Below are 24,452 nucleotides of genomic sequence, written 5' to 3' on the forward strand. Positions count from 1 at the left end.
TGACCCGCGCCGATCCTTAGGCTCCCCAGTCAACTGCTGCTCACGGCGGATTGGCAGCTGGTCCCTTTCGACGCCAACCAAAGTTCCACGGTGCCTTGGGGCACGGAGCGTGCATACTTCCATGTGCTCAAGTCGATGGGAAGGATTCCCGGCTTTGTATTGCCCGATCCTTCAACGAGGGCTCTGACAGGTGTGGCTGGTGGCTTGAGCGTGTCGATCTGGGCGATCAGTTTCTTGGCCAGGTCGATGTCGCCCTTGTGGAAGAAGCGAACAGAGTTGTACTGACCGCAACTCCTTGCTGAGGGTTCAACAAGCCGGACTCCCGAAACGATGTACCATCTCCTGGCGGAAAGTTGGAGCAGCAGAGGCTCCAGTTGTTCGGCTAAAGCCGGATCATCCAGGTGAACGGTGACAATGGCCAGGCTTGATTCGGTGTAGGGGCTTTCGGCGTGGGCGGCTTCGAGCCTGACCGCATTGAGTTGATTGACCACCCTGGCCTGGGCCAGCGAGCTGGCCACCCTCCTGGGATCGGTGATGGCGTCCTGGGCTAGCTGAGAAACGCTGGCCGCCTGCTCACCATTGCTATCTCTGCCCTCCACTTGTTTACGTAACGCTTCAATCGCCAGGGCCCCGGCTTCGCCGCAATCGGCTTCGATGGCAGCGGCGGGAGTCAGGTTCTTACCACCAAGCTTCAGATTCAGATTGAAGACCTGCTGTTTGTAGTAGTTGTTGCAACTCTCGCCAGAGCTCTTGACAAGACGGTTCAGCACCCTGGCGGCCTGGTCAACGCCATGGTTGAACTGGGTTTGGGTGGCAGACGCTTGGCGGGAATTGTTGTTCTGGGCATTGATCGACTCTTCACCGGATGACCCTTCAATCAGAAGAATCGATATTCTCGCGAGCAGTAACTTATCCCTCGGGGCCTTTTCTTTGCCTGGCTCGGTGTTGAGCATGTGCTCAATTGCCAGGAGGGAAATGTCTCTGCCAAGTTGTTTGGATGTGAGTTTATCGGTGAGATCGCCAACCAGCCCCGCGGTGCGAGATTGTTGGGACAGCTTGTTGACCTCGTTGGATGTGATGGTGGCGACAACAAGCCCGATGGTGCCGGCGATGGCTGCAATGCCCGAGACGATATTGTTGAATGTCCTGCCACGTTCAGAGTCAGTCACTCTTGTCCCGCTGAGATCATCGTCTGGTTTGTAGTCTCAGCGACACTTCAATGCACTCTTGCTGGGTCTCACATTTCTTATTGGTGTTGATGGTGGCCTTCTTTGGCGGCTTTCGATGTCACGATGCCCTCCGGCACCACTGGATTGGGGATGGCGCAACAGGTTGAACGTCGCCAACGGATCCGTTCGGTTCGGTTGCGTCAGCGGGGTGGGGTGCTCCATGCGGAGGAGCTGCAGGGCTGGCGCCGCCATTGGCGCGAGCCCTATCGGTTCATGCTCGCCATTTCCTGGCCGGGCTTTCTGCTCAGCATCGCCGCCAGCTGCCTGCTGCTCGATCTCGCCTTCACGCTGCTCGATGCGCTGGATCTCGATGGCATCGGTGGGGCCCCCGCCGGGCAGCGCCATTCCGTGCTGGATGCCTTTTTCTTCAGTGTCCAGACCCTCGGTTCGATCGGCTACGGGGTGCTCCATCCCAGCAGCCTCTGGGTGAATCTGGTGGTGACGGTGGAGGCCCTGTTCGGGCTGCTGTTCATTGCCGTCACCACCGGCCTGGCCTTGGCCCGTTTCTCCCGCAGCCGCGCCCGTCTGCGCTTCAGTCGTGTGGCCACGGTCGAACCCTGGCAGGGGCACCCCTCCCTCACCTTCCGGGTGGCCAACGTGCGCCAGAACAGCCTGGTGGCCTTCCAGGGACTCGACGAGATCCTGCCTGGCACCGGTGCACTTTCGCTGCAGCTATGGGGCGGCGGATCTGCGGCTGGGGGAACAGTTTCGCGACATGGTGCGGATGGACGGCCCGGACAGCGTCTGCCTCGATTTCAGCTGCTTCGATGAGACGGATCTGCAGCATCCGGCGCTGCGCCCAGAGACTCCCGGTCATGGGGAGCCAACAGATTGATCTCCGGACCCACAGGCACCACGCCCGTGGGATTGATCATGGTGTGGCTCTGGTAGTAGTGCCGTTTGATGTGCGCCATGTTCACCGTTGGCGCCAACCCCGGCTGCTGATAGAGATCGCGGGTGTAGGCAAACAGGTGTGGGAAATCGACCAGCCGCCGGAGGTTGCACTTGAAATGCCCCACATAAACGGGATCGAAACGCACCAGCGTGGTGAACAGGCGCCAGTCGGCTTCGGTGATCGCAGAGCCCAGCAGATAGCGCCGGGTGGCCAGCTGCTCGTTGAGGTCCGCCAGGGTGCGGAAGAGTGGATCCAGCGCCTCTTCGTAGGCCGCCTGGGTGGTGGCGAAACCACAGCGATAGACCCCGTTGTTCACCGTGCGGTAGATCCGTTCATTGAGGCGGTCGATCTCCTCGCGCAGCGCCACGGGATAGAGGTCACCGTTGATGGCGCCCAGGTGATCGAAGGCGCTGTTGAACATGCGCAGAATCTCTGAGGATTCGTTGCTCACGATCGTGCGCCGTTGCCTGTCCCACAGCACCGGCACGGTCACCCGGCCGCTGTAATGGGGATCGGCCACGGTATAGAGCTGGTGCAGGGCCTCAGCGCCCTCATTGGGATCAGGCACCACCCCCTCCCCTGCCTGGAAGGTCCAGCCCTGGTCGCCCATGAACCAGTGCACGACGGAGAGAGGGATCAGATCACCCAGCCCTTTGAGGGCGCGCACGATCAAGGTGCGATGGGCCCAGGGGCAGGCCAGTGACACATAGAGGTGGTAACGGCCGGCTTCGGCAGGAAATCCAGCCTCGCCGCTCGGGCCGGCCGATCCGTCCGGGGTGATCCAGTGGCGGAAGGCCGCCGTTGCCCGCTCGAAGCGGCCGGCGCTTTTGCCGGTGTCGTACCACTGGTCCTTCCAGACCCCGTCCACCAGCAGGCCCATCACGGTCGGAGTCTCTGGGCAGACCATAACGGGGCCTCTGGCGCCACCCGGCCGCTGCTGCAGGGGAGAATCGGACCCATGGTGGAGAGATCAGCAGCGCCGATCCCGTGACGCCAAGACATCGCCCCTGGCGCTGGATCGCGCTGGCCCTCTGCAGTGGCCTGCTGGCTGGGCTGCTGGCGAGCCTGCCGCCCCTGGCGCCTGCAGCGAAGGCCCAGTCCGTCGAACTGCGGGGGGTGTGGCTCACCGCCAATGACATGCCTGTGCTGCGCGACCGCGGCCGCATGCAGGCCGCGGTGAGCCAGCTGGCGCAGCTGGGTTTCAACCGGCTGTATCCGGTGGTGTGGAGCGGCGACGTTGCCTATTACCCCAGCCGCGTCAGTGAGGAGCGCCAGCTGCAGGACTTCAGCTTCAGGGGCCTGCAGGGGCAGGACATCCTGGGCGAACTGATCAGCGCCGGCCGCAACCGTGGGCTGAAGGTGATCCCCTGGTTTGAATTCGGTTTCATGGCGCCACCCGATTCACCGCTGGCGCGTCGGCAGCGCAGCTGGCTCACCCAGAAGCGCGACGGCGGGCTCACCTCCAGCAGCGCCGCTGGCACGGTGGTGTGGCTCAATCCCTTCCGGCCGGAGGTGCAGCAGCTGATCACCGATCTGGTGCTTGAAGTGGTGAGCAACTACGGCGCCGATGGCATCCAGTTCGACGACCACATGAGCCTGCCGCGGGAGTTCGGCTACGACCCCTTCACCACGGCGCTCTACCGCAAGGACACCGGCAAGGATCCACCGGCCAACCCCGAAGACCCCGCCTGGGTGAAATGGCGGGCCGACCGCATCACCGCCTTCATGGAGCGCCTGGCCCAGGCGGTACGGGCCGCCCGTCCTGGTGCCCTGGTCTCGATCGCGCCCAACTACTACGACTTTGCCTACAAGCTGCAGTTGCAGGACTGGCGCGCCTGGGTGCGGCGCGGCATCGCCGATGAACTGCTGGTGCAGATCTACAGGCCCGATCTGGAGAGCTACCTGCCCCATCTCAGCCGGCCGGAGGTGCAGGAGGCCCGTCAGCGCATCCCCACCGCCATCGCCGTGATGAGCGGCCAGCGCAACCGACCCACCCCCTTGGCGCTGATGGCTCAGAAGCTGGCCGCCAACCGGGCCCAGGGACTGGGGGTGGCGTTCTTCTATTTCGAGAGCCTGTGGAGCCTGGGGCCCGAGCCAGCCCAGGAGCGCATCGCCGGGCTGGCTGAAATGTTGGGGGCCCTGGGGCCACCAGTCCCCTAGCGCCGCTGTTGCCGTCGCTTCCCTTCCAGAACAAAGCCCGGAGCGTTCGCCCCGGGCTTCAGGAGTCCTTGGTTGTGTGGTCGGAGCCGCTGGCGCTGGCACCTGGGGCCAGGTGTCTAGTGGGACGTTCCGTTGGGTCCGGGGCACCTGAAGCGGTGCAGTGGACGGCGACGGCGTGACACGCCTGGAACGTCAGAGATCCGTCGAGAGTGTTGGAGCAGGGGCCGGATCGTCAGCGCGCTCCTGATGCCTGCTCCGGGGGGGTGTCTTCCATCACTGAAGCCTCCGAGTCCCGATGCCGTCACCATCGTTCAGCCCACCGATGCGTGCCACACCTTCTGGGTGATCGACACCTGTCTTCACTGGCGGCAACGGGTCTTCATCAAGAGAGCAGCGCCATGGGCATCCGCTGAGTGACAGCGGCCTGCACTCCACTACTTGCTCTTCCGAACCTGCTGCCGCACAAAAGGAGACGGCGTGAGCACAGCGGTGAGCACGGCGCGCCATTCCCCTGCCATGGGTTGACCACCGTTGGCGGCAGGTCCACACCAACCCTCAGGTTGGGGGTGATCAGCACCAGATCGTGCTCCAGAGCTGTGGCTGCCAGCACACTGACGATCGCGGCCAACGCCCGCCCGTCGTCATGGCCAGGCAGAAGCAGACGCTCCTCGCTGAGAGGGCCGGGCTGAGGGACGCAACCGCTTTACACTCTGTTACAGTTCTCGAAACAATCTGAAACACAGATGACTGACACCGCTTCCCGCTTCGGCTTCGTCGCCTTCGCTGAAACCTGGAATGGCCGCCTCGCCATGCTCGGCTTCGTGATCGGCCTCGGCACCGAGCTGCTCACCGGCCAGGGCATCCTCTCCCAGATCGGTCTGGGTTGATCGCCATGGGAACCGACTACACCCCCGCCATCACCGTCGTCGTCGCCCTTGTGGTGCTGCTCACCGGCATGGTGACCTTCGTGCTCAGCCGCCCCAGCGACCTGGAACCCAGAACCCGCTGACCGTCTGACGGCTCAAGCTTTTCCCCCCTTCTTCCTGAACCCATGACCAACACCCCCGCCAACGCCCCTTTTCTGCAGGGCGACGACGAGCGTTCCATCCACATGGAGCAACTCAAGCGCGTTGAACTGTTCAACGGCCGCGCCGCCATGCTTGGCCTGGTGATCGGTGTCCTCACCGAAGCCATCACCGGTTCCGGCATCGCCCACCAGATTGGCCTCGGTGCCCTGACCGACGGCTACGCCGCCTGCCGCACCCAGTTCCTGCCTTTCTGCTTCTGATCGCCCCCTTCTGATGCTGATCACCCAGTCCTGATGCTGATCCCGCCCCCCCTCTGTCCCTTCACGGCCGCCCGGATCGCCGGTCTTCAGGCCACGGTGCTGCTGCTCCTCACCTTGCTGATCAAGGCCAAGGTGCAGATCAAGGCGGCATCGGCCCTGGGCCTGTTCCTGCTGGCCCTGCAGACCCTGGTCTTTCTGACCGCCGCCGGAGCCCTGGGATTGGTGGCCATCGGCGGCGCGGCCATGGTCCTGAGCCGTCCGCGGTCGGCCGAAGCCTGAAGCCTCCACTGCCATGACCGACCCGCTGCAGCCACCGCTGGGTGAGGCCTCACTCAGGGCCCTGTTCACCAAGCCTTACGGCACCCCCGGACCCACAGCGCAGCAGTGGCGGGCCGTCTACGACGAGGACGTTCATTTTCAGGACCCCACCCAGGAACGGCGTGGCCTCAGCGCCTACATCGTGGCCCAGGAGGGGCTCATGCAGCGTTGCGATGACGTGTTCCTTGAGCCTGCAGCCGTGGCCGTCTCCGGGGATACGGCTTTCGTCGAATGGACCATGGGCCTGAAGATCAAAGGCATCGAATTCGTGTATCCCGGCACCACCCGCCTCCGTTTCGGCGCTGACGGCAAGATCGTCGAGCACCGCGACTACTTCGATTTCGTCGGTCCCACCTTCGCCCCGGTGCCCCTGGTGGGAGGTTTCGTGCGCTGGCTCTATGGGCGTTTCGTGGCCTGAAGTCCCCTTCAGGTGGGCGTGCGCTCCGGACGGTGGCGATAGCCCCATCGCCACGGCAGGACCCCATCCATCCGCTGTGCGTCTTGGCTGCGGTGGTAGCTAGCGGGGCCTGCGCATCACGTAACCGGTGCAGACGGCACGATGCAGGGTGGTCACCCCAAAACGGAACCCTTCAGCGTCGGCGATGGCCACCACCTGGTAAGCATCAAGTCCGCTGAGCCTGGTCCGTAGCCTCTCGGAGATCGCCGCATGGGCCAGAAAACGCTCCAGCTGGTCCTGCTCCTCTGCTTCGCCGATGTCCATGGGCCGATTGCCTCAGCGGCCTGAGCCAGTGAGGGCCTTGCTCGCCCTCGCCGATCGGTGATTCCGGGAGGGGCGAGTCTGGCGAGGTCCGGTGAGGCGGGCCAGCCGGGCCAGGGGCGTGCTGGTGCGGCGCAGTGCCTCCTGTTGCCGTTCGCGGTAGGGGCGATCCACCGCTTCCATCGCCGCCAAGTCGTCATGATCGTGGACGCCATAGAGCAGGCCGGTGATCCGCTCCGCGTCCATGGCCTCCGCAGCGGCCTCCTGCCAGAGGCGCTCACTCTGGAAACGGTCGCCCCGCCGGAACTGGGCGTCGGCCAGCTGTCGCGTGAGCGCGAACACCAGCTGCCGCTCTTTGAAGGCGGAGAAACTGCCTTCGAAGTCATGGGGAAAGCAACCGGTGGCTATGGGAGGTGTCCTGCCGCTGGGGTCCGGGGGGTGGCCACTGTGGCGCCGCCCTCCAGGAGGGGTCCACATAATGGTATCGGTTATTACCAGAATTAAGGGGCCCCAGCCGGATTCCTGCCTTGGCCCAATGGCCTACACGCACCGCCAGGTTGGGAGCACGCCCTCCGTCGATGCCATGTCCCCCTTCCCTTGTCTGGTGATCGTTCACGCCCTGGCCGCCACGGTGTGGACCGGTGGCCACCTGGTGCTGGATCTGGGCGTGCTGCCGCAAGCCCTGCGGGAGCGGAGCGCTGATCGCATCCGCGACTTCGAGCCCCTTGGCCTCACAGCCCTCGGCCTGCAGGTGATCACCGGCCTCTGGATGGGCTTGATCCTTCTGCCTGACTTGCATGGATTGTTCGACCCAGCGAATCCGATCGGCCTGCTGGTGGGTACCAAGCTGCTGTTGTTGACCGCCACCGCCGCCCTGGCCGTACACGCCCGGCTGCGGCTGATCCCCAACCTCACGGACGCCAATCTGATCCGCCTGGGGGGTGTGCTGGGCTGACTCCCGAGCGGTGGCTCATCGGTGCCGGTGGTGCCGCGCCGTGGGACGGTTCCGGTCCAGCCTGCTGAGGAAGTAGTAACTGGCAAAGCCGATCACCACCATGGCGAGCATGAAGGCCGGATAGGACACACGCCAGTTCTTGGGGCCGGTGATCATCGTCCATTCGGACATGCCGCCGATGCCCGCCAGCAGGGTCAGCGGCATGAAGATCGTCGTGATCAGCGTCAAGCGCCTGACGGTTGCGTTGGTGTCGTTAGCAGCTTTGGCCATCTGATTGTTGAGCATCGACAGATACATCTCCATCAGGCTGGTGACGATGTCGCGATACGACTCGGTGACCTCATAGAAGCGCACCAGATGGTCGTAGATGTCGCGATAGTGGTAGATTGCCTTCTCAGACACCAAAGGGAAATCCCCCCGGCAGATCTTGCTGAGGATCTCTCGCTCGTGAAACAGGCTCTTGCGCAGTCGCAACAGGTAACGCCGAAACCTGATCAGATCGGCCGGCTTGAAACTGGCCGGATCCGCAATCAGGGCCCCTTCCACACCATCCAGCTCGTCCTCAAGGGCCTCGATGGCCACAAACTTCTGATCAACGACGTGGTCGAGGATCAGTTCCATGAGGTGGGACGGCCCCTGGCGGATCTCGTCAATACTTCTTTCGGCAATCCGCTCAACCCCATCGAGATAGGAGCGCTGCCTGGAATCAAGATGACTGATGCTGACCAGAAATCTCTTGCCGAGGAACAGGTTGATTTCACCCACCTCCAGAGTGCCCTGGCCATACTGAAATGTGTTGAACAGGATGAAGGTGTTGTCTGGGAACTCGTCCACCTTGGGGATCTGATTGTCATCAAAGCAATCTTCGATGGCCAGCGAGTGCAGGCCAAGCAGGCCGACAAGCCCTGCCAGATCATCCCTTGTGGCCTCGCGGTAGTGCAACCAGGCGAAGCCTTCCCCTTCCGCCGCCGTGACAGCCTCCACTGCCGATGCCACGCGCTTCGCTGGGCCATCGCGGCCGATGACAAAGAAGCTGGCGTCAGACACGCGCTCTTGGGCAGATGGCTTTCGCCAGCGTAGGCAGACCTGCTGCCGCGCTCCCAGGCACGCCCAGCCGGGAGGTCAGCTTGAACCTCCATCCTGCCAAGGGTCCACGGCAAAGCCTTCCGTTCCGTCATGCTGGAACTAGTGCATCATGACCGGATGCCCCATCACGTTGATCGCCCCACCAAAACCTGCGTGGTCTGTGGTCGACCGTTCCAGTGGCGTAAGAAGTGGAAAGACGTCTGGGAGGAGGTTCGCTATTGCTCGGAGCGTTGCCGGCGGAACCGCAACCGAGCACTCCCTGAGACTTCCGATCGCTCTCAGATGTCGAATTCCCTCACCAGCGACCGGCACTGAGAATCGGTGACAGGTTCAAGCGTTGCGCTGGATCCTGCAAACAGGAGATGGTGCTTCACGACAGGATCAGGTTGGACGCGGAGAACAGAAGCGGTCCCATCAGCATCACTTCGAAGTCGCTCTTGCCGTTGCCATCGGTGTCGCCTTGCAGCAGGATGTCATTCTGTCCACGGTTTTGTTGAATCCGTAGTTGGCCGGCTTCCCCATAGAACTCCCGAGAGCCGATCCAGGTGAAGTGCTGAAGGCCAGCTCGGTCGCTGTCGGCGTCAACTCTGGAGAGATCGATTCTGTCATCAGCGGCGAAGTCAGTGATCACATCACGCAGCTGCGGATGGCTCAAGCTGCTGTCAGCGCGAACATAGACGAAGGTGTCGCTGCCCCCGCCGTACAGCCCTTTCCACTGGGCCGGAGCTCCAGGCAGACCGAAGAACGCCAGGTCGCGGAAGTTGTTCGGCGCGGACCAGTTCAGGGCCAGAGGGGCCCCAGCCAGCCAATCGGCACCGTAGCCACCCGAGATGATGTCGTGGCCGCCGCTGCCGACGATGCCGTCATCGCGGCTGGTGCCGATGGTGGAAGGGGCCAGGGCTCCGATCGTGAGGCTGACATTGTTGATCGCGGCAACGGTGAACGTACCGTAGTAGTCGTCCTTGGAAGCTGTATAGAAGCCAACAAAGTTCGGATTATTGGCCGTTGGTGATGAACCGGCGGTGTCGGGGAGTCTTCCGGCGGCCTTTTCTGTGGCTGCCTGGGAGCGGAGAATGGAGGTATAGGCATTGGCCTCAAAGGAATAGTTGGGATTCGGTTTGTCTGCGCTTGGATCAGCATTCGTGTATCCGTAATTCCAGACGTTCCAGTTGTGGGCGAACAACTGCTCTCCGCTGGGTTGGGGCACCTGCGCACCCAATCCGCCATTCATGGCGGTCCAGGATGTGTTGGTGGAGAAGTCAAAACCGAAGGCCGGATAGGTCTGCTGAGGATTCAGGCTGCTGGCGCTGGTTGAGCGGGGGTAGCCAAAGGGGGAGGGCCCATAGGGAACCTCCTCAAGGAACTTGATCCAGCCCGCGGGAGCATTCGGCGGCCAGTAGGCCTGTTGTCCGTTCTGAACGGCATTGGCCATGATCACCTGCTGCTGCCAGAGCCTCATCGGGCCAACGAATCGCTGGTTCGGTGCATCCCAGAGATTCGATGGCGTGCCGACCCCTTGACCTGAAGCCGCACTGGTGACGAATCCGCCCGGTGGCAGGGCGGCGAATCCCATGGCGATCTCGGCCGCCTTCAGGAAGCCGAAATTGTGGATCGACCCTGTGCTGTCGGTGATGTTGGTCTGGATGGGATAGGCCCAGTCTTCGATGTAGGACATGTCAGCGGAAAAGCCGCTGGCATCAATGGTGTATTCGTAGAAGGAGAAGGGCGCTGTGGTGTTCCAGCCGATCGGTTCCTGGCCAGGATTGGCGAACAGCGTTGAAGAGCTCGAGACGTAGATCCTCATCTGAGGAGCGGCCTCGATGGCAATGGTGTTCAGGCCTGTCGAGAGTGTGTTGCTCTGCCCGGGTTGGGGAGGCTGAACGGCGAAACCGGGCCCGACGACGTAGTAGTAGAGAGTGCTGCCCGACTGATTGTTGATCGTCAGGGAGGCGGTGGCCATGGTCCAGCTCGTAACCCAAAACCCAACGTAGGTGTCATTGGCTGCACGCCAGCCAGCGCACACTGCGGCGCAGGCCTTCGTCGCAATGGCCCTGCATCAGCAGACCCGCCCCGCCCCACAGCAGCCGTGGGGCCAGATCCAGCGGGCCCCCGCCCAGCTCCCGCAGCGGCGTGAAGCCGAGCCGCCGGAAGTAGCGCCGCAGGCGCCGGTGCTGGCGTTCCCCATCGCGAATCGCCAGCAAGCGGGCCGAGCGGCAGGGCGTGGTCTCCAGGGCCCAGGCAAAGGTGGCCGCCCAGATCAACGGCCCCACGGCTTCGGTGCGCTCGCCCTGCACCCGCAGCGTGTCGAGGCGCAGGCCATCGGCCAGGGGCAGGCACCAACCCTTGAGTTCGCCCAGCAGCAGCGGCGGCTGCTCCGCCCGCGGCCGGGCGACCGCCACCCTCAGCCCCCGCACCCCCGCCATCCCCCGCACCTGCAGCCGCAGCAGCAGTCCGTGGCCCCTGGCCCGCTCCTCCAGCGCAGCCAGGCTCAGCATGGCTGGCCGGCCACAGGCTCCGGAAAGGGCTCGGCGGCGAGCACCGCCTCCAGGGGCAACGGGCCATGGATGTGGGGGAAGCACTCACCCGTGTCCGGAGCCGGTTCCCACCGCAGCGGCGCCGTCAGTCGATCGGGGTCGATGGTCAGCAGCAGCACCTCCCCCGCATCGGCGTAGAAGCGCCCGTAGGTGGCCTCCACCTGTTCGGCCCCGCTGGCATGGATGAAGCCCACGTCCTGCAGTGATTGCCCGCGGGTCGAGCGTTCATACACCCCTGCGGCCCGGGCCTGGCGCCATTCGTCAGCCAGCGCCAGGTGGTAGATCCAACCCTCTGAGCGCCAGGGCCGCCGCGGGGCCCAGGGCCCGGCCATCACCGCCGCCAGTTCGGGCCCCTGCAGGAACCGTTGCAGCCAGCGTTGCAGTGGCACCAGATCACTCTGCTGATCGAAGTCCTCCGCATCGGCGAGCCGGAACTGGCGCACGAAGGGCAGCAGGGCCATGTCGGCCAGGGATGGACGCCTCCCCAGCAGCCAGCCGCCAGCCTCCAGGGTCTCGCTCCAGCCCCGCAGGATCTCGAGCGCCGCGCCGCGATGCAGCTCCCGGTCGTCGCCGGGATAGCGATGGGCGTACTTGAAACGATCCAGATGGTGCTTGAAGGCCCCATCGTTCTGCTCGATCAGGGCGGTGATCCGGGCCCGCTCGCCGCTGCACCGCAGGTCGTCCGGATCCTGCACCGCCAGGGCCCAGTCCATCACCGCCAGGCTGTCGGGCCGCACCTCAGCACCACCAGCTTCCAGCGGCAGCACCAGCACCGGCACGGTGCCAGCGGCGGCGGCTTCCAGCAGCTCGGGGGGCTTGCGGCCCAGGTGCACCTCCCGCAGCTCCAGATCCAGCCCCGGTCTCAGACCCGCCGCCGCCAGGGCCAGCCGCGCCCGGATCGCGTAGGGGCAGCGTCGAAAGCTGTACAGGATCGGCAGGGCGGCCGCCATCCGCTCAAGCGCCGGCGGGGGGCATGACCCGGCCGATGTGCGGTTCGTCGCAGGTTTCGGCCCGCCGCATCTGGCGCTGGCGCTCGGCGAAGCGCTCCCGGTCGGCCGGGGTGAACCGATCGATGCAGTGGCGGCAGCTCACCCCCGCCACGTAACTGTCCAGCTCCAGGTCGGCCGGGGCCAGGGGCAGGCCGCAGGCGTGGCACATCTGGTAGCAGCCCGGCTGCAGCTGGTGGTTGAGGGCCACCCGCTGATCGAAGACGTAGCACTCCCCCTGCCAGCGGCTCTCGGCTTCCGGCACCTGCTCGAGGTAGTTGAGGATGCCGCCCTGCAGTTGCAGCACGTCCTCGAACCCCTGGGCCAGCAGGTAGGCCGTGGCTTTCTCGCAGCGGATGCCGCCGGTGCAGAACAGCGCCAGCCGCCGGGGGCGCTTCTCGGCCAGCAGCGGCCGCAGCCGTTGCTCCACCCAGGCGGGAAAATCGCTGAAGGTCTCGGTGCCGGGGTCGATGGCGCCCGCAAAGCTGCCCAGGGCCACCTCGTAATGGTTGCGGGTGTCGATGGTCAGGGTGCCTGGATCGCCCAGCACGGCGTTCCAGTGCTCGGGCGGCACCGGTACCCCCGTGCCCCGGAACGGCTGCGCCGAGGGCTCGGCCATCGTCACGATCTCCGCCTTGAGGCGCACCTTGAAACGGTGGAACACCCGCCCCTCGGCCTCACTGCGCTTCACCGCAAGGTTCGCCAGGCGGGGGTCGGCCTGCAGCAGCTCCAGCAGGGCAGCCACGCTGGAGGCCGATCCGGCGACCGTGCCGTTGATGCCCTCGGTGGCCAGCAGGATGGTGCCCAGCAGACCGGCCTGGCTCCCCAGCGCCAGCAGCCTGGTTTGCCAGTCGGGCAATTCCTCGCTGGCCAGGGGGACGAACCTGTAGAACGCGGCGACCTGCACCCTCAGCGGCCGGCTGTGGCGGCGAGCGCCTGGCCCTCCAGCTGCACCCGCACCCCGGCGGCCCGCAGCAGCTCCTGGTCGCTGCTCACCGCCGGATTGGAGGTGGTGAGCAGGGTGTCGCCGTAGAAGATCGAATCGGCGCCCGCCAGCAGGCAGAGGATCTGGGCTTCCCGCCCCAGCTGCTCGCGCCCGGCGCTGAGCCGCACTCGGCTGTGGGGCATGAGGATGCGGGCGGTGGCCACCATCCGCACCAGCTCCAGGGGGTCAATGGCCGGCTGCTCCTCCAGCGGGGTGCCCTCCACGGCCACCAGAGCGTTGATCGGCACGCTTTCCGGGTGGGGATCCAGACAGGCCAGCACCTGCAGCAGCCCGGCCCGGTCTTCGGGGCCCTCGCCCAGCCCGATGATGCCGCCGCAGCAGAGGTCGATGCCTGCACGCCTCACCCGCTCCAAGGTGTCGAGCCGTTCCTGGTAGGTGCGGGTGGAGATGATCCGGCCGTAGTGCTCGGGGCTGGTGTCGAGGTTGTGGTTGTAGGCGGTGAGTCCCGCCTCCGCCAGCCGGGTCGCCTGGCCGTCGCTGAGCATCCCGGCGGTGACGCAGGCCTCCAGGCCCAGCTCCCGCACGCCGCGAACCATGGCGAGCATCGCCTCGAAGGGGGCCCCATCGCGGATTTCCCGCCAGGCCCAGCCCATGCAGAAGCGATGGGCACCGGCGTCCCGGGCCTGCCGGGCACGCTCCAGCACCGGTGCCACCGCCAGTGGCTGGCGTCCGTCCAGATCGCTGGGGTGGTGCATTGACTGGGGGCAGTAGGCGCAGTCCTCCTCGCAGCCTCCCGTCTTGACGCTCAGCAGCGAGGCCAACTGCACGTGGTAGCCGGGGTTGGCGCTGCGGTGGACGCCCTGGGCCTGCCAGAGCAGATCCATCAGGGGCAGTTCGAGCAGGGCCTGGATCTCCTGGCGGGACCAGTCGTGGCGCAGGGTCATGGGGCGTTCTCGACACCGGTATGAACACCACCGAAGCGGCGCTCGCGCCCCTGATAATCGAGCAGCGCCGCCAACAGGGCCCCGGTGTCGAAGTCGGGCCAGAGCACCTCGGTGATGTGCAGCTCGGCGTAGGCCAGCTGCCAGAGCAGGAAGTTGCTGATGCGCTGCTCGCCGCTGGTGCGGATCAGCAGGTCGGGGTCGGCGTCGCCGGCGGTGAACAGCTCGGCGGCAAACAGATCCTCGTTGATGCTGGCCGGGTCGAGCTCGCCGCGGGCGGCTCGCTCGGCGAGACGGCGGGCCGCCCGCACCAGCTCGCTGCGGCCGCCGTAGTTGGTGCAGACGTTGAAATGGATGCCGCTGTTGGCGGCGGTGCGCTCGGTGGCATCGCGGATCAGGACCTTCAGGCCCTCCGGCAGGGGATCCAGGTCGCCGAGGAAGCGGATCCGCACCTGCTGGCGTTCGAGCGAGTCGAGCTCCCGGGCGAGCACCCGCTCGAACAGGGCCATCAGGAAGGCCACCTCCTCACCGGGTCGGGTCCAGTTCTCGGTGGAGAAGGCGTAGGCCGTGAGGGCGCCGATGCCCCAATCGCTGCAGTGGCGGAGGGTGCGCTTGAGCGTCTCCACCCCGGCCCTGTGACCCATGGCCCTGGGCAGCCCCCGCTGGCGGGCCCAACGGCCGTTGCCGTCCATGATCACGGCCACGTGACGGGGCAGTCGAGCCGGATCCAGCTGGGCGGGCAGCTGGTCGGGATCGGACGATGGAGTGGTCGCCAGGGCGCGACTCATCCGCGATGTTCCGGCAAGTCCGTGGACACGCTACGCCCCGTGGGTGCGGAGGCCAGGGCCTCGGTGAGCAGGTCGTGCAGCCGGCTACTGGTGATGGGCCGCTCCAGCCGGCCCTGGGAGGCCAGCGACAGGGTGCCCGTTTCCTCTGAGACCACGATGCAGAAGCAGCCGTCGTGGCGTTCGGTCAGCCCCATGGCGGCGAGGTGACGGGTGCCGTAACGGTTCAGGCCCTGGCGCGAGAGGGGCAGGATCACACCGGCCGCCACGATGCGGTTCTTCTGGACCAGTACAGCGCCATCGTGCAGGGGCGTGTCCACGGCGAAGAGGTTCAGCATCAGCTCGACGGAGAGATGGGCGTCGATGCGGATGCCGGGGTTGAGGAAGTCTTCGGGGCGCAGATCGCTGCCCAGGTCGAGCACGATCAGGGCACCGCATCGGGCCTGGGACAGGCGGCCGGCGGCCTCGGTGAGCATGCTCACCGACCCAGACGCCAGCTGATCACGGCTGCGATCGGCGAACAGCACCCCCAGGCGTCCGGTACCCAGCAGTTCCATCAGGCGTCGCAATTCCCCCTGCCACAGGATCGCCAGGGCGAGGCTGCAGGCCAGCACCAGGGCGTCCACCAGGCTGCTGGTCAGTGGCAGGTTGGCGTAGCGCTGCACGAACCAGGCCAGCGCCACCAGAAACAGATAGCCCCGCAGCAGCCAGAGGGTGCGGGCCTCCGTGACCCGGCCGAGCAACAGCAGCCCGAGCAGGGAGGCGAACAGGAGATCCAGCAGCAGGCGGAAATCGATGAGCCGCAGCCAGATCACAACAAGACAGATGGGCAGGCCGGTTCCAGGGAAGGCCGCCTGACGCGGTCAGGTTACCGGCAGGAGACGGTGGGGCAGAACGTCGTAGCGCAGTAGGTCTTCCGGCTGCTCCCGCCGCTGCACCACATCGGCCACGCCGTCATGGACGAACACCGCCGCCGGCCTCGGGATACGGTTGTAGTTGGACGCCATCGCGGCGTTGTAGGCCCCGGTGGCGAACACGGCGAGGACGTCGCCGGGGGCGGCGGCCGGCAGGCGGATGTCGCGCAGCAGCACATCGCCGGACTCGCAATGCTTGCCGGCCACGGTCACCACCTCGGTGGCTTCGGCCAGGGGCCGGTCGGCCAGCACGGCCGTGTAAAGGGATTGGTACGTGATCGGCCGGGGGTTGTCGCTCATGCCGCCATCCACCGACAGGTAGGTACGCAGGCCGGGGATCTGCTTGCGGCTACCCACCGTGTAGAGGGTCAGGCCGGCCGTGGCCACCAGGGAGCGGCCGGGTTCGCAGAGCAGCCGCGGCAGTACAAGCTGGCGCTGGTTGCAGGCCTCCGCGACGGCCCCCGCTACCACCCGCACCCACTCCTGGATGCTCGGGGGGTCATCCGAGCCCACATAACGGATGCCGAGGCCGCCGCCGACATTGAGGTCGCCGCAGGGGTGGCCCAGGGAACGGGCCAGGACCAGGGCCTCCGCCATCACCGCCGCCAGGTCGCGGTGGGGTTCGAGCTCGAAGATCTGGGAGCCGATGTGGGCATGCAGGCCATCCACACGGGCCCAGGCGCAGCCGGCCAGGTGGCGCAGCACGGTCTCCAGCTGGTCGGGGTCGAAGCCGAACTTGCTGTCGAGGTGACCGGTGCGGATGTACTCGTGGGTGTGGCACTCGATGCCGGGCGTGAAACGCACCAGCACCCGCACCGGCCTGGCCCGCCCGGCCGCCAAGGAGGAGAGCAGCTCAATGTCGTTCCAGTTGTCGAGCACCACCGTGACGCCGCGGTCGATGGCGAGCTGGAGCTCCTCGGCTGACTTGTTATTGCCATGGAAGACGATCCGCTCGGCCGGCATGCCGCCCTGCAGCGCCGTGAGCAGTTCGCCGGCCGAGACGGCATCAAGGCCGAGGCCCTCGGAGGCCACCAGCGCCGTGATCGCCAGGGAGCTGTTGGCCTTGGAGGCATAGAGGGCCAGCGCGTCGCCCGGGTAGTGGGCGGCCAACGCCTGCCGGTAGGCCCTGCAGGTGGCCCGCAGGGTCTCCTCGTCGAGCACGTAGAGCGGGGTGCCGTAGGTCTGGGCCAGGTCGGCCAGGGACACCCCGCCCACCTCCAGCCGGCCCAGGGCATCGAGCCGGGCGCTGAGCGGGGCCAGGTTGCGGTTGGGGCTGAGGCGATCGAGGCCCTGCTCGAACGGCGCCGCTGCTTCCCCGGCGGCAGGGGCGACCGAATCGGTCGCCGGAGATGCGCTGGTCACCATGACGGCCTGCCCGGGGAAGAGTTCAAGATGTCTGATCGTAAGGATCTCCGCGCCCTGTGGCTGTGCCGTCCCCGTCACCGCTGCCAACCCCGACCCTGATCCAGCTGGCCGCGAAGCACGCTGGTGCCTGCCTGGAGCTGGATCGGGCCGCCCTCGGCGGCATCTGGAGCCTGGCCCAGTGGCAGCGGGAGCTGGAGGAGAAGGCCAGGCCAGGGCTGGGATTGCGCCAGGGGCAGGAGCTGCTGGCCATGGCCTGCGGCTGGCTGGTGGTCGACGAGCTCCACATCACTCTGGTGGCGGTGGCCCCTGGCCACCGACGCCTGGGACTGGGGAGCCGGATCCTTCAGGAGCTGATGCAGGCCGGGCGGCGCAGCGGTGCTACCAGGGCCACCCTGGAGGTGTCGGCGACGAACGGCCCTGGAAAGGGGCTGTATGAGGCCCTGGGGTTCCGCACCGCCGGCATCCGTCGTGGTTACTACCGCAGTGGCGACGATGCCCTGATCCAATGGGTCAACCTGAAGACGTGAAAGGGTGCGGATAACCGTAGATATCTATACCTACATCCCACAAATCTGGACGTGTTGTTTGTTTTCAGCCAGCTCTGAGCGCCTGCGGCGCAGCGCTTTGGCCTGAGAGTGTCCCTGCGCTCCCACGCAGCCCTTCAATCCTGATAGGTTAGTTGCACTTGCATCAGGTCCCGCCCCATGTTCGAGCGGTTTACCGAGAAGGCCATCAAGGTGATCATGCTGGCCCAGGAAGAGGCCCGCCGCCTCGGCCACAACTTCGTCGGCACCGAGCAGATCCTGCTGGGCCTGATCGGCGAAGGCACCGGTGTCGCCGCCAAGGTCCTCAAGTCGATGGGGGTCAACCTCAAGGACGCCCGGGTCGAGGTCGAAAAGATCATCGGCCGCGGTTCCGGCTTCGTTGCCGTCGAGATCCCTTTCACCCCACGGGCCAAGCGGGTGCTGGAACTTTCCCTTGAGGAAGCCCGCCAGCTCGGCCACAACTACATCGGCACCGAGCACCTCCTGCTCGGGCTCATCCGCGAGGGCGAGGGCGTCGCCGCCCGCGTGCTCGAAAACCTCGGCGTCGACCTGGCCAAGGTCCGCACCCAGGTGATCCGCATGCTGGGCGAGACGGCCGAAGTGGCGTCCGGCAGCTCGGGCAAGGGATCCACCAAGACCCCCACCCTCGATGAATTCGGCAGCAATCTCACCCAGATGGCCGCCGAGGCCAAGCTCGACCCGGTCGTGGGCCGCCACAACGAGATCGATCGGGTGATCCAGATCCTGGGTCGCCGCACCAAGAACAACCCCGTTCTGATCGGCGAGCCCGGCGTCGGCAAGACCGCCATCGCCGAAGGCCTGGCCCAGCGCATCACCCAGGGCGAGATCCCCGACATCCTTGAGGACAAGCGGGTCCTCACCCTCGACATCGGCCTGCTGGTGGCCGGCACCAAGTACCGCGGTGAGTTCGAGGAGCGCCTCAAGAAGATCATGGAGGAAATCCGCTCCGCCGGGAACGTGATCCTGGTGATCGACGAGGTGCACACCCTGATCGGTGCCGGCGCTGCCGAGGGCGCCATCGATGCCGCCAACATCCTCAAGCCCGCCCTGGCCAGGGGCGAGCTGCAGTGCATCGGCGCCACCACCCTCGATGAGTACCGCAAGCACATTGAGCGCGATGCCGCCCTCGAGCGCCGCTTCCAGCCGGTGATGGTGGGCGAGCCCTCCGTCGTCGACACCATCGAGATCCTCAAGGGTCTGCGCGAGCGCTACGAGCAGCACCACCGCCTCAAGATCAGCGATGAGGCGCTCGTTGCCGCCGCCACCCTGGGCGACCGCTACATCAGCGACCGCTTCCTGCCCGACAAGGCCATCGACCTGATCGACGAGGCCGGCAGCCGGGTGCGGCTGCTCAATTCCAAGCTGCCCCCGGCGGCCAAGGAGGTCGACAAGCAGCTGCGTGGGGTGCAGAAGGAGAAGGAGGACGCCGTCCGCCAGCAGGACTTCACCAAGGCCGGTGAACTGCGCGACAAGGAAGTGGAACTGCGCGACCAGATCCGCTCGATCCTCCAGGCCCGCCGCGACGACGAACCCGCCGCCGCCGCCCCTGCCGTTGCCGAAGCGCAAGGATCCTCTTTTGCCGGTATTGCTCCCGCCGATGACGGTGGCACCGATGAAAGCCGTGCCCCCCTGGTCACCGAGGAGGACATCGCCCAGATCGTCGCCTCCTGGACCGGTGTGCCCGTGCAGAAGCTCACCGAGAGCGAGTCGGTGAAGCTGCTCAACATGGAGGAGACCCTCCACCAGCGCCTGATCGGCCAGGACGAGGCTGTCAAAGCCGTGTCCCGGGCCATCCGCCGGGCCCGCGTCGGTCTGAAGAACCCCAACCGCCCCATCGCCAGCTTCATCTTCTCCGGCCCCACCGGTGTCGGCAAGACGGAACTCACCAAGGCCCTGGCGGCCTATTTCTTCGGCAGCGAAGACGCCATGATCCGCCTGGACATGAGCGAATTCATGGAGCGCCACACCGTCAGCAAGCTGATCGGTTCGCCTCCTGGCTACGTGGGCTTCAACGAGGGCGGCCAGCTCACCGAGGCCGTACGCCGCCGTCCCTACACCGTGGTGCTGTTCGACGAGATCGAGAAGGCCCACCCCGATGTGTTCAACCTCCTGCTGCAACTGCTGGAGGATGGCCGGCTCACCGACTCCAAGGGTCGGACGGTCGACTTCAAGAACACCCTGATCATCATGACCTCGAACATCGGTTCGAAGGTGATCGAGAAGGGCGGCGGTGGCCTCGGCTTCGAATTCGGCGGTGGCGATGTGGAGGAAACCCAGTACAACCGCATCCGTTCGCTCGTCAACGAGGAACTCAAGCAGTACTTCCGCCCCGAGTTCCTCAACCGTCTGGACGAGATCATCGTCTTCCGTCAGCTCACCCGCGACGAGGTCAAGTTGATCGCCGAGATCATGCTGCGGGAGGTCTTCGCCCGCATGCAGGACAAGGGGATCAACATGTCCGTCACCGAGGCCTTCAAGGAGCGTCTCGTCGAAGAGGGCTACAACCCCAGCTACGGTGCCCGGCCCCTGCGTCGTGCGGTGATGCGTCTGCTCGAGGATTCGCTGGCCGAGGAATTCCTCTCCGGCCGGATCGGCGAAGGCGACGCCTGTCTGGTGGATGTCGATGACGACAAGCAGGTGGTGATCCGCAAGCAGTCGATCACCCCTCCGTTGCCGGAGCTGGCCGGCGCCAGCGCCTGAGTCGTCGCGACGCCGTACGGCCGACTTCTACATTTCAGTGATCAGACGTCGGCCATGACGGATTCCCTGCAGACCCATGCCATCGCTCCGGCCCTGGTGCTGCGTGGCCAAGGCGCCTGGCCGCAGGCTCTGCCTCGCCTTGTGGCCCTGGGTCAGCGTCCCTTCCTGTTGGGGCGCAGCGCTTCCACCTATGGCCTGCGTCAACAGCTGCTGGTTGATCTGGAGCGGGCCGGTGCCAGCCCGGTGGCCAGCCAGGGGTTCCGCGACTGCTGCGACGAAGACCTGGTGCCCCTGGCCGAACACGCCCGCACTGCCGGCTGTGATGCCCTGATCGCCGCCGGTGGCGGCAAGGTGCTGGATGCGGGCAAGCTGCTGGCCCACCGCCTTGGCCTGCCTTGCATCACGGTGCCCACCAGCGCCGCCACCTGTGCCGGCTGGACGGCCCTGGCCAACGTGTACACCCCGGAAGGGGCCTTCCTGGGCGATGTCGCCCTCGCGCGCTGCCCGGACCTGCTCGTCTTCGACCACCACCTGGTGCGGCAGGCTCCGGCGCGCACCCTGGCCAGCGGCATCGCCGATGCGGTGGCCAAGTGGTACGAGGCCTCGGTGAGCAGCGGCTCCAGTGGTGATGGCCTGGTGCAGCAGGCGGTTCAGATGTCCCGCCTGCTGCGGGATCTGCTGCTGCTGGAGGGGGAAGCCGCCCTGGCCGACCCGAACAGCGAGGCCTGGGTACGGGTGGCCGAGGGCTGTGCCCTCACCGCCGGGCTGATCGGCGGCATCGGCGGCGCCCGTTGCCGCACCGTGGCCGCCCATGCCGTCCACAACGGTCTCACCCAGCTCGCCGCCACCCACGGCCAGCTCCATGGCGAGAAGGTGGGCTTCGGGGTGTTGGTCCAGCTGTGGCTGGAGGAGCAGCTGGCCGGCAATCGGCTGGCGGCCCAGGCCCGTCGCCAGTTGCTCCCCTTCTTCCGCCGGTTGGGGCTGCCCACCGATCTCGAGGCTCTTGGGCTTGGCGGTGCCACCCTCGAGGAACTGCGTCAGGTCTGCCGCTTCGCCTGCCGCGAGGGCTCCGACCTGCACCACCTGCCCTTCGCGGTGGCCCCGGAAGACCTTCTGGCCGCCATGGTGGGCGCCACCGCCGACCGGCAGCAGGCGTGAGCGCCAGCCTCGTCAGCGCGCCCACTGGCCGTGAGCTGGTCAGCGCCGCCGCCGACTCCCTGCTCGACCCGTTGGGCCGCGCTCTGGCGGGCCAGGTGCAGTGGTGGGAGCTGCCCGGGCACCCCGAGCGCTGGCCGGTGGCGGTGCTGGGGGAAGGGCCGCCCCTGCTGCTGCTGCACGGTTTCGACAGTTCCTTCCTGGAGTTCCGTCGCCTGGCTCCCCTGCTGGCCACGCGTCACCGGCTGCTGATCCCCGACCTGCATGGCTTCGGCTTCTGCCCCAGGCCCGCCGAGCGCGATTACACCCCCGAGGCTGTGCTGCAGCACCTGGAGGCCTTGCTGGAGGCGTTCGATCGCCAGGGGCTTGCCGCGGAGCAGAGGCTGGGCCTGATCGGCGCCTCCATGGGCGGCGCGGTGGCGGTGGCCCTGGCCCGGCGCCAGCCCGGGCGCTTCGAGCGGTTGCTGCTGCTGGCCCCGGCCGGACTCACCGGCCGCCCCATGCCCCTGCCGCCCCTGCTGGATGGGCTGGGGGTGCGCTTCCTGGCCCTGCCGAAGGTGCGCGGCGGCCTTTGTCGCAGCGCCTTTGCCGACCCCGATCGGGATGTGGGGCCGGCGGAGCTGGAGATCGCCTCGCTGCACCTCAGGGCGCCGGGCTGGGCGGAGGCCTTGCGACGCTTCGCCCGCAGTGGCGGCTTCGCCGGCTGCGGCGCGCCCCTGCCTCCCCAGCCGCTGGCGGTGCTCTGGGGCGCCGACGACCGGATCCTGCGCGCGCCGCAGAAACAAGCCGCCCAGGCCCTGCTGGGCTCCCGCATCACCGAGCTGGCGGCCTGCGGCCACCTGCCCCACATCGACCAACCCGAACGGGTTGCTGCCGCCTGGCGGGCCGGGGCCTGAACCGGCCATCCTGGAAGTCCCGGCCCTGCGCCTCGCTCCCCACCTCCCCATGACCCCGTCCTTGCCGCGCCATGTGACCGCGTTGCTGCTCGTCCTGCTGATGGGGTTGGCGGGGCTGGGCCTCCCGAACCCCGCCCAGGCCTCACTGCTGCATCTGGAGGGGCCGGTGCCCGAGGAGCTCGGGGTGCACGGCGGTTCGCTTTCCCCCTGTGCGGCGCCGGCCCACTGCGCCAGGGTCGACTGGCGCATCAGCGATCCGGCGGCGGCCCTGAGCGCGCTGGTGCCCGTTCTGGAAACCACTGAGGGGGTGCGGATCCTCGAGCGCGACGGTGCCTACCTGCATGCCACCGCCACCAGCCGGCTGTTCGGCTTCGTGGACGACCTGGAACTGCAGGCCCTGCCCTCCGCCGGTGTGCTGCAGGCCCGCTCCAGCTCGCGGCTGGGGGATTCCGATCTGGGCGTCAACGCCCGTCGGCTGGAGTCGCTGCGGCAGGAACTGCCTGACAGCTGAACTGTTCGATGGCCCCCCGGCGGTGCAGGAAGCGGGGCTGCTGCGGATCCTCGAGGCTCCACCACCAGAGCCCGTCGGTGTAGCTGGGCGGACCGGCATTGTTGGTGCGCGGCAGCTGCAGACGTAAGTCGCGCCACTCCAGCAGCACCGTGGCGCCTGGCACCGTGCCAGCGGCGCTGTTGGGGATGCCCGGGGCATCCACCGCCCCGTTGTCGCTGGTTGCCAGCAGCAGGTCGCCGTCACAGCGGTAGGGGACCGCCTCGGCTGCCGCTGCCATGGCCGGCCCCGCCAGGGCGAGGCAGAGCAGCAGCAGGGCCAGCAGCCGGCCCGCCAGGGCCTGGGCACTGCGCAGGGCACCCTCGATGCGTCCGAAGCCCTGTCCATCGATGAAGTCACCGCAAAAGGCCACCCGGCTGGCGGGACAGACCATGGCGGCGGGGGGAAGGCCGGGGGTGACGGGGAAGGCGGCCCCCCAGCGCATCAGCTGGCGCTGGGCCACCCCCGCCAGGGCGTCACCGCCGCTGGGCCGCTGCCCGAGCCAGGGCTCCAGGGCGCCGGCGACGGCCCCCTCCAGGGCCTCCATCGCCAGGGCGTCGTTGGCCGTCGTGGCGTCCGGCACGCCATGGGCCACGACGCCGCAGCGGCCATCGGCCAGGGGCTGGATCGACAGCCGCCGCAGCCCCCAGCGCCGCTGGGCCTGGCTGTCAAAGCTGAGCAGTCGGAAGGGCAGGGCCAGCCATCGGGCCGCCGCGGCGGGCTCGATCGTGAGCATCAGGTTGGTGCGGGTCTCCATCTCCATGCTGGCGAGGGCGGCGAGGGCCGCCTCCAGCGCTCCATCGCCCAGGCCCTCTGCCGCCCGCTGCAGCGGCAGCTCCGACCAGCCGAACCGCTCCATGGCGCGGGGATGGGCCAGCAGGGTGCCGCTGAGCACCAGCCAGTCGGCCTCGCCCAGCACCGCCCCGTTGGCGTCTGCCAGCTGCCAGCCCCCTTCGGGGCGAACCTCCAGGTGGCGCACCAGGGTGCCGTAGTGGCCCATGGGGCTGGGCACCCCCTGGGCCTGGGCCAGGGCCAGCAGGCCACGGCAGAGGTCGTCCATGCCCTGGAGGCCCCGGTACAAAACACCGCGCAGCAGGGGATCGGCCTCGGCTGGCCCCAGGGTCCCGTTGGTCTGCAGTTCCGCCGCCGGCTCCCGCCAGGGCACGATCCAGCCCCCCGACCGCAGGGGCGCCACCAGTTCCGGTTCGGGGCCCTCCAGCAGGTTGAGCAGGGGTGCTCCGTGGTCGAGCTGCCAAGCGGCGTCCTGGCGGGAACGACGGGTGGCGGCCCGACCTCCGGGACCCCGACCCGCCTCCCACAGGTCGATCGGGCCGCCCCAGCCACCGCGCCGCAGCCCGGCTGCCAGGGCACAACCGGCCACCCCGGCGCCGATCACCGCGAGTGATGGCGCGCTAGGCCGCCGTGACTGGCCAGACTCAGCTGAGGATCCAGCCATGCCCTGATGACG

General features: G+C 67.0%; 27 protein-coding genes. 13 read left to right on the plus strand and 14 right to left on the minus strand.

The features are described 5' to 3' along the window. Nucleotides 1-29: 29 nt before the first annotated feature. The gene (locus KUG43_RS16205) at nt 30-1,169 is read right to left on the minus strand and encodes a hypothetical protein (RefSeq protein WP_216910793.1); all 1,140 of its coding nucleotides are present in this window, start codon (nt 1,167-1,169) and stop codon (nt 30-32) included. 150 nt (nt 1,170-1,319) lie between these two features. On the opposite strand from KUG43_RS16205, the gene KUG43_RS16210 reads away from it, so the two are divergent. Continuing rightward, nucleotides 1,320-2,000: a potassium channel family protein gene (locus KUG43_RS16210; RefSeq protein WP_216910795.1), complete on the plus strand. Its 681-nt coding sequence runs from the start codon at nt 1,320-1,322 to the stop codon at nt 1,998-2,000. Here KUG43_RS16210 and KUG43_RS16215 read toward each other — a convergent pair. After that, nucleotides 1,985-3,004 (minus strand): glutathione S-transferase family protein, encoded by a 1,020-nt coding sequence (locus KUG43_RS16215; protein WP_216910797.1) that lies wholly within the window; start codon nt 3,002-3,004, stop codon nt 1,985-1,987. The genes KUG43_RS16210 and KUG43_RS16215 overlap by 16 nt on opposite strands. Before the next feature lie 107 nt (nt 3,005-3,111). On the opposite strand from KUG43_RS16215, the gene KUG43_RS16220 reads away from it, so the two are divergent. From KUG43_RS16220 to KUG43_RS16240, 5 genes are all read left to right on the plus strand, one after another. Continuing rightward, complete coding sequence (locus tag KUG43_RS16220) at nt 3,112-4,284, plus strand: glycoside hydrolase family 10-like protein (protein ID WP_216910799.1); 1,173 nt, start codon at nt 3,112-3,114, stop codon at nt 4,282-4,284. Nucleotides 4,285-5,027: 743 nt separating this feature from the next. Beyond that, a complete protein-coding gene (locus tag KUG43_RS16225; RefSeq protein ID WP_216910801.1) occupies nt 5,028-5,171 on the plus strand; it encodes a CAB/ELIP/HLIP family chlorophyll-binding protein in 144 nt (47 codons plus the stop codon). Between the two features lie 164 nt (nt 5,172-5,335). Then, nucleotides 5,336-5,572, plus strand: a complete 237-nt coding sequence (locus KUG43_RS16230) for a chlorophyll a/b-binding protein (protein ID WP_216910803.1) — start codon at nt 5,336-5,338, stop codon at nt 5,570-5,572. Between the two features lie 33 nt (nt 5,573-5,605). Next, on the plus strand, nt 5,606-5,851 hold the full coding sequence (locus KUG43_RS16235; protein WP_216910805.1) for a hypothetical protein: 246 nt from the start codon (nt 5,606-5,608) through the stop codon (nt 5,849-5,851). Nucleotides 5,852-5,864: 13 nt separating this feature from the next. Then, nucleotides 5,865-6,308: a nuclear transport factor 2 family protein gene (locus KUG43_RS16240; protein ID WP_216910807.1), complete on the plus strand. Its 444-nt coding sequence runs from the start codon at nt 5,865-5,867 to the stop codon at nt 6,306-6,308. 99 nt (nt 6,309-6,407) lie between these two features. Here the strand turns inward: KUG43_RS16240 and KUG43_RS16245 are convergent, their stop codons facing one another. Together KUG43_RS16245 and KUG43_RS16250 are read right to left on the minus strand one after the other, a co-directional pair. Then, a complete protein-coding gene (locus KUG43_RS16245; RefSeq protein ID WP_216910809.1) occupies nt 6,408-6,611 on the minus strand; it encodes a Nif11-like leader peptide family natural product precursor in 204 nt (67 codons plus the stop codon). A 12-nt stretch (nt 6,612-6,623) separates the two neighbouring features. Beyond that, nucleotides 6,624-6,950, minus strand: a complete 327-nt coding sequence (locus KUG43_RS16250) for a hypothetical protein (RefSeq protein ID WP_216910811.1) — start codon at nt 6,948-6,950, stop codon at nt 6,624-6,626. Nucleotides 6,951-7,191: 241 nt separating this feature from the next. Between KUG43_RS16250 and KUG43_RS16255 the strand changes: the two genes are divergently transcribed. Next, on the plus strand, nt 7,192-7,563 hold the full coding sequence (locus tag KUG43_RS16255) for a CopD family protein (RefSeq protein WP_216910813.1): 372 nt from the start codon (nt 7,192-7,194) through the stop codon (nt 7,561-7,563). A gap of 15 nt (nt 7,564-7,578) precedes the next feature. Here the strand turns inward: KUG43_RS16255 and KUG43_RS16260 are convergent, their stop codons facing one another. Then, a complete protein-coding gene (locus KUG43_RS16260; protein ID WP_216910815.1) occupies nt 7,579-8,610 on the minus strand; it encodes a magnesium transporter CorA family protein in 1,032 nt (343 codons plus the stop codon). 156 nt (nt 8,611-8,766) lie between these two features. Between KUG43_RS16260 and KUG43_RS16265 the strand changes: the two genes are divergently transcribed. Next, on the plus strand, nt 8,767-8,964 hold the full coding sequence (locus tag KUG43_RS16265; protein WP_216910867.1) for a DUF2256 domain-containing protein: 198 nt from the start codon (nt 8,767-8,769) through the stop codon (nt 8,962-8,964). 55 nt (nt 8,965-9,019) lie between these two features. Here KUG43_RS16265 and KUG43_RS16270 read toward each other — a convergent pair whose 3' ends face one another. From KUG43_RS16270 to lysA, 8 genes are read right to left on the minus strand one after another with little or no spacing between them, the layout of a single operon-like run. Continuing rightward, nucleotides 9,020-10,609, minus strand: a complete 1,590-nt coding sequence (locus KUG43_RS16270) for a M10 family metallopeptidase C-terminal domain-containing protein (RefSeq protein WP_216910817.1) — start codon at nt 10,607-10,609, stop codon at nt 9,020-9,022. 34 nt (nt 10,610-10,643) lie between these two features. Next, the gene (locus tag KUG43_RS16275) at nt 10,644-11,144 is read right to left on the minus strand and encodes a hypothetical protein (protein WP_216910819.1); all 501 of its coding nucleotides are present in this window, start codon (nt 11,142-11,144) and stop codon (nt 10,644-10,646) included. Beyond that, nucleotides 11,138-12,133, minus strand: coding sequence for a DUF952 domain-containing protein (locus KUG43_RS16280; protein ID WP_216910821.1), 996 nt, complete (start codon nt 12,131-12,133; stop codon nt 11,138-11,140). The genes KUG43_RS16275 and KUG43_RS16280 overlap by 7 nt, the downstream gene beginning before the upstream one ends. Nucleotides 12,134-12,137: 4 nt before the next feature. Further along, nucleotides 12,138-13,082, minus strand: coding sequence for an oxygen-dependent tRNA uridine(34) hydroxylase TrhO (trhO, locus tag KUG43_RS16285; protein ID WP_216910869.1), 945 nt, complete (start codon nt 13,080-13,082; stop codon nt 12,138-12,140). Then, nucleotides 13,079-14,059: a biotin synthase BioB gene (gene bioB / locus KUG43_RS16290; RefSeq protein WP_216910823.1), complete on the minus strand. Its 981-nt coding sequence runs from the start codon at nt 14,057-14,059 to the stop codon at nt 13,079-13,081. The genes trhO and bioB overlap by 4 nt, the downstream gene beginning before the upstream one ends. Further along, entirely contained in the window at nt 14,056-14,844 is a 789-nt protein-coding gene (uppS, locus tag KUG43_RS16295; RefSeq protein ID WP_216910825.1) for an undecaprenyl pyrophosphate synthase, read from the minus strand. The genes bioB and uppS overlap by 4 nt, the downstream gene beginning before the upstream one ends. Next, nucleotides 14,841-15,656, minus strand: a complete 816-nt coding sequence (gene cdaA, locus KUG43_RS16300; RefSeq protein ID WP_216910827.1) for a diadenylate cyclase CdaA — start codon at nt 15,654-15,656, stop codon at nt 14,841-14,843. Before cdaA ends, uppS begins: the two co-directional genes overlap by 4 nt. A 48-nt stretch (nt 15,657-15,704) precedes the next feature. Continuing rightward, nucleotides 15,705-17,120, minus strand: a complete 1,416-nt coding sequence (gene lysA / locus KUG43_RS16305; RefSeq protein WP_216910829.1) for a diaminopimelate decarboxylase — start codon at nt 17,118-17,120, stop codon at nt 15,705-15,707. A 56-nt stretch (nt 17,121-17,176) separates the two neighbouring features. Between lysA and KUG43_RS16310 the strand changes: the two genes are divergently transcribed. From KUG43_RS16310 to KUG43_RS16330, 5 genes are all read left to right on the plus strand, one after another. Continuing rightward, on the plus strand, nt 17,177-17,647 hold the full coding sequence (locus tag KUG43_RS16310; protein WP_216910831.1) for a GNAT family N-acetyltransferase: 471 nt from the start codon (nt 17,177-17,179) through the stop codon (nt 17,645-17,647). Between the two features lie 177 nt (nt 17,648-17,824). Beyond that, nucleotides 17,825-20,386 carry an ATP-dependent Clp protease ATP-binding subunit gene (locus KUG43_RS16315; RefSeq protein ID WP_216910833.1) on the plus strand — a complete coding sequence of 854 codons (2,562 nt, stop codon included), beginning with the start codon at nt 17,825-17,827 and terminating at the stop codon, nt 20,384-20,386. 54 nt (nt 20,387-20,440) lie between these two features. After that, a complete protein-coding gene (locus tag KUG43_RS16320; protein ID WP_216910835.1) occupies nt 20,441-21,544 on the plus strand; it encodes an iron-containing alcohol dehydrogenase in 1,104 nt (367 codons plus the stop codon). Continuing rightward, the gene (locus KUG43_RS16325) at nt 21,541-22,437 is read left to right on the plus strand and encodes an alpha/beta fold hydrolase (protein WP_216910837.1); all 897 of its coding nucleotides are present in this window, start codon (nt 21,541-21,543) and stop codon (nt 22,435-22,437) included. Before KUG43_RS16320 ends, KUG43_RS16325 begins: the two co-directional genes overlap by 4 nt. Before the next feature lie 49 nt (nt 22,438-22,486). Next, nucleotides 22,487-22,948 (plus strand): DUF1499 domain-containing protein, encoded by a 462-nt coding sequence (locus KUG43_RS16330; RefSeq protein ID WP_216910839.1) that lies wholly within the window; start codon nt 22,487-22,489, stop codon nt 22,946-22,948. Here KUG43_RS16330 and KUG43_RS17395 read toward each other — a convergent pair. Next, complete coding sequence (locus KUG43_RS17395; protein WP_353618065.1) at nt 22,899-24,380, minus strand: DUF8671 domain-containing protein; 1,482 nt, start codon at nt 24,378-24,380, stop codon at nt 22,899-22,901. The two genes, KUG43_RS16330 and KUG43_RS17395, sit on opposite strands and share 50 nt — an antisense overlap. Nucleotides 24,381-24,452: the final 72 nt, after the last annotated feature.

Source organism: Synechococcus sp. CCY 0621 (assembly GCF_019038465.1).
GTDB lineage: Bacteria > Cyanobacteriota > Cyanobacteriia > PCC-6307 > Cyanobiaceae > Cyanobium.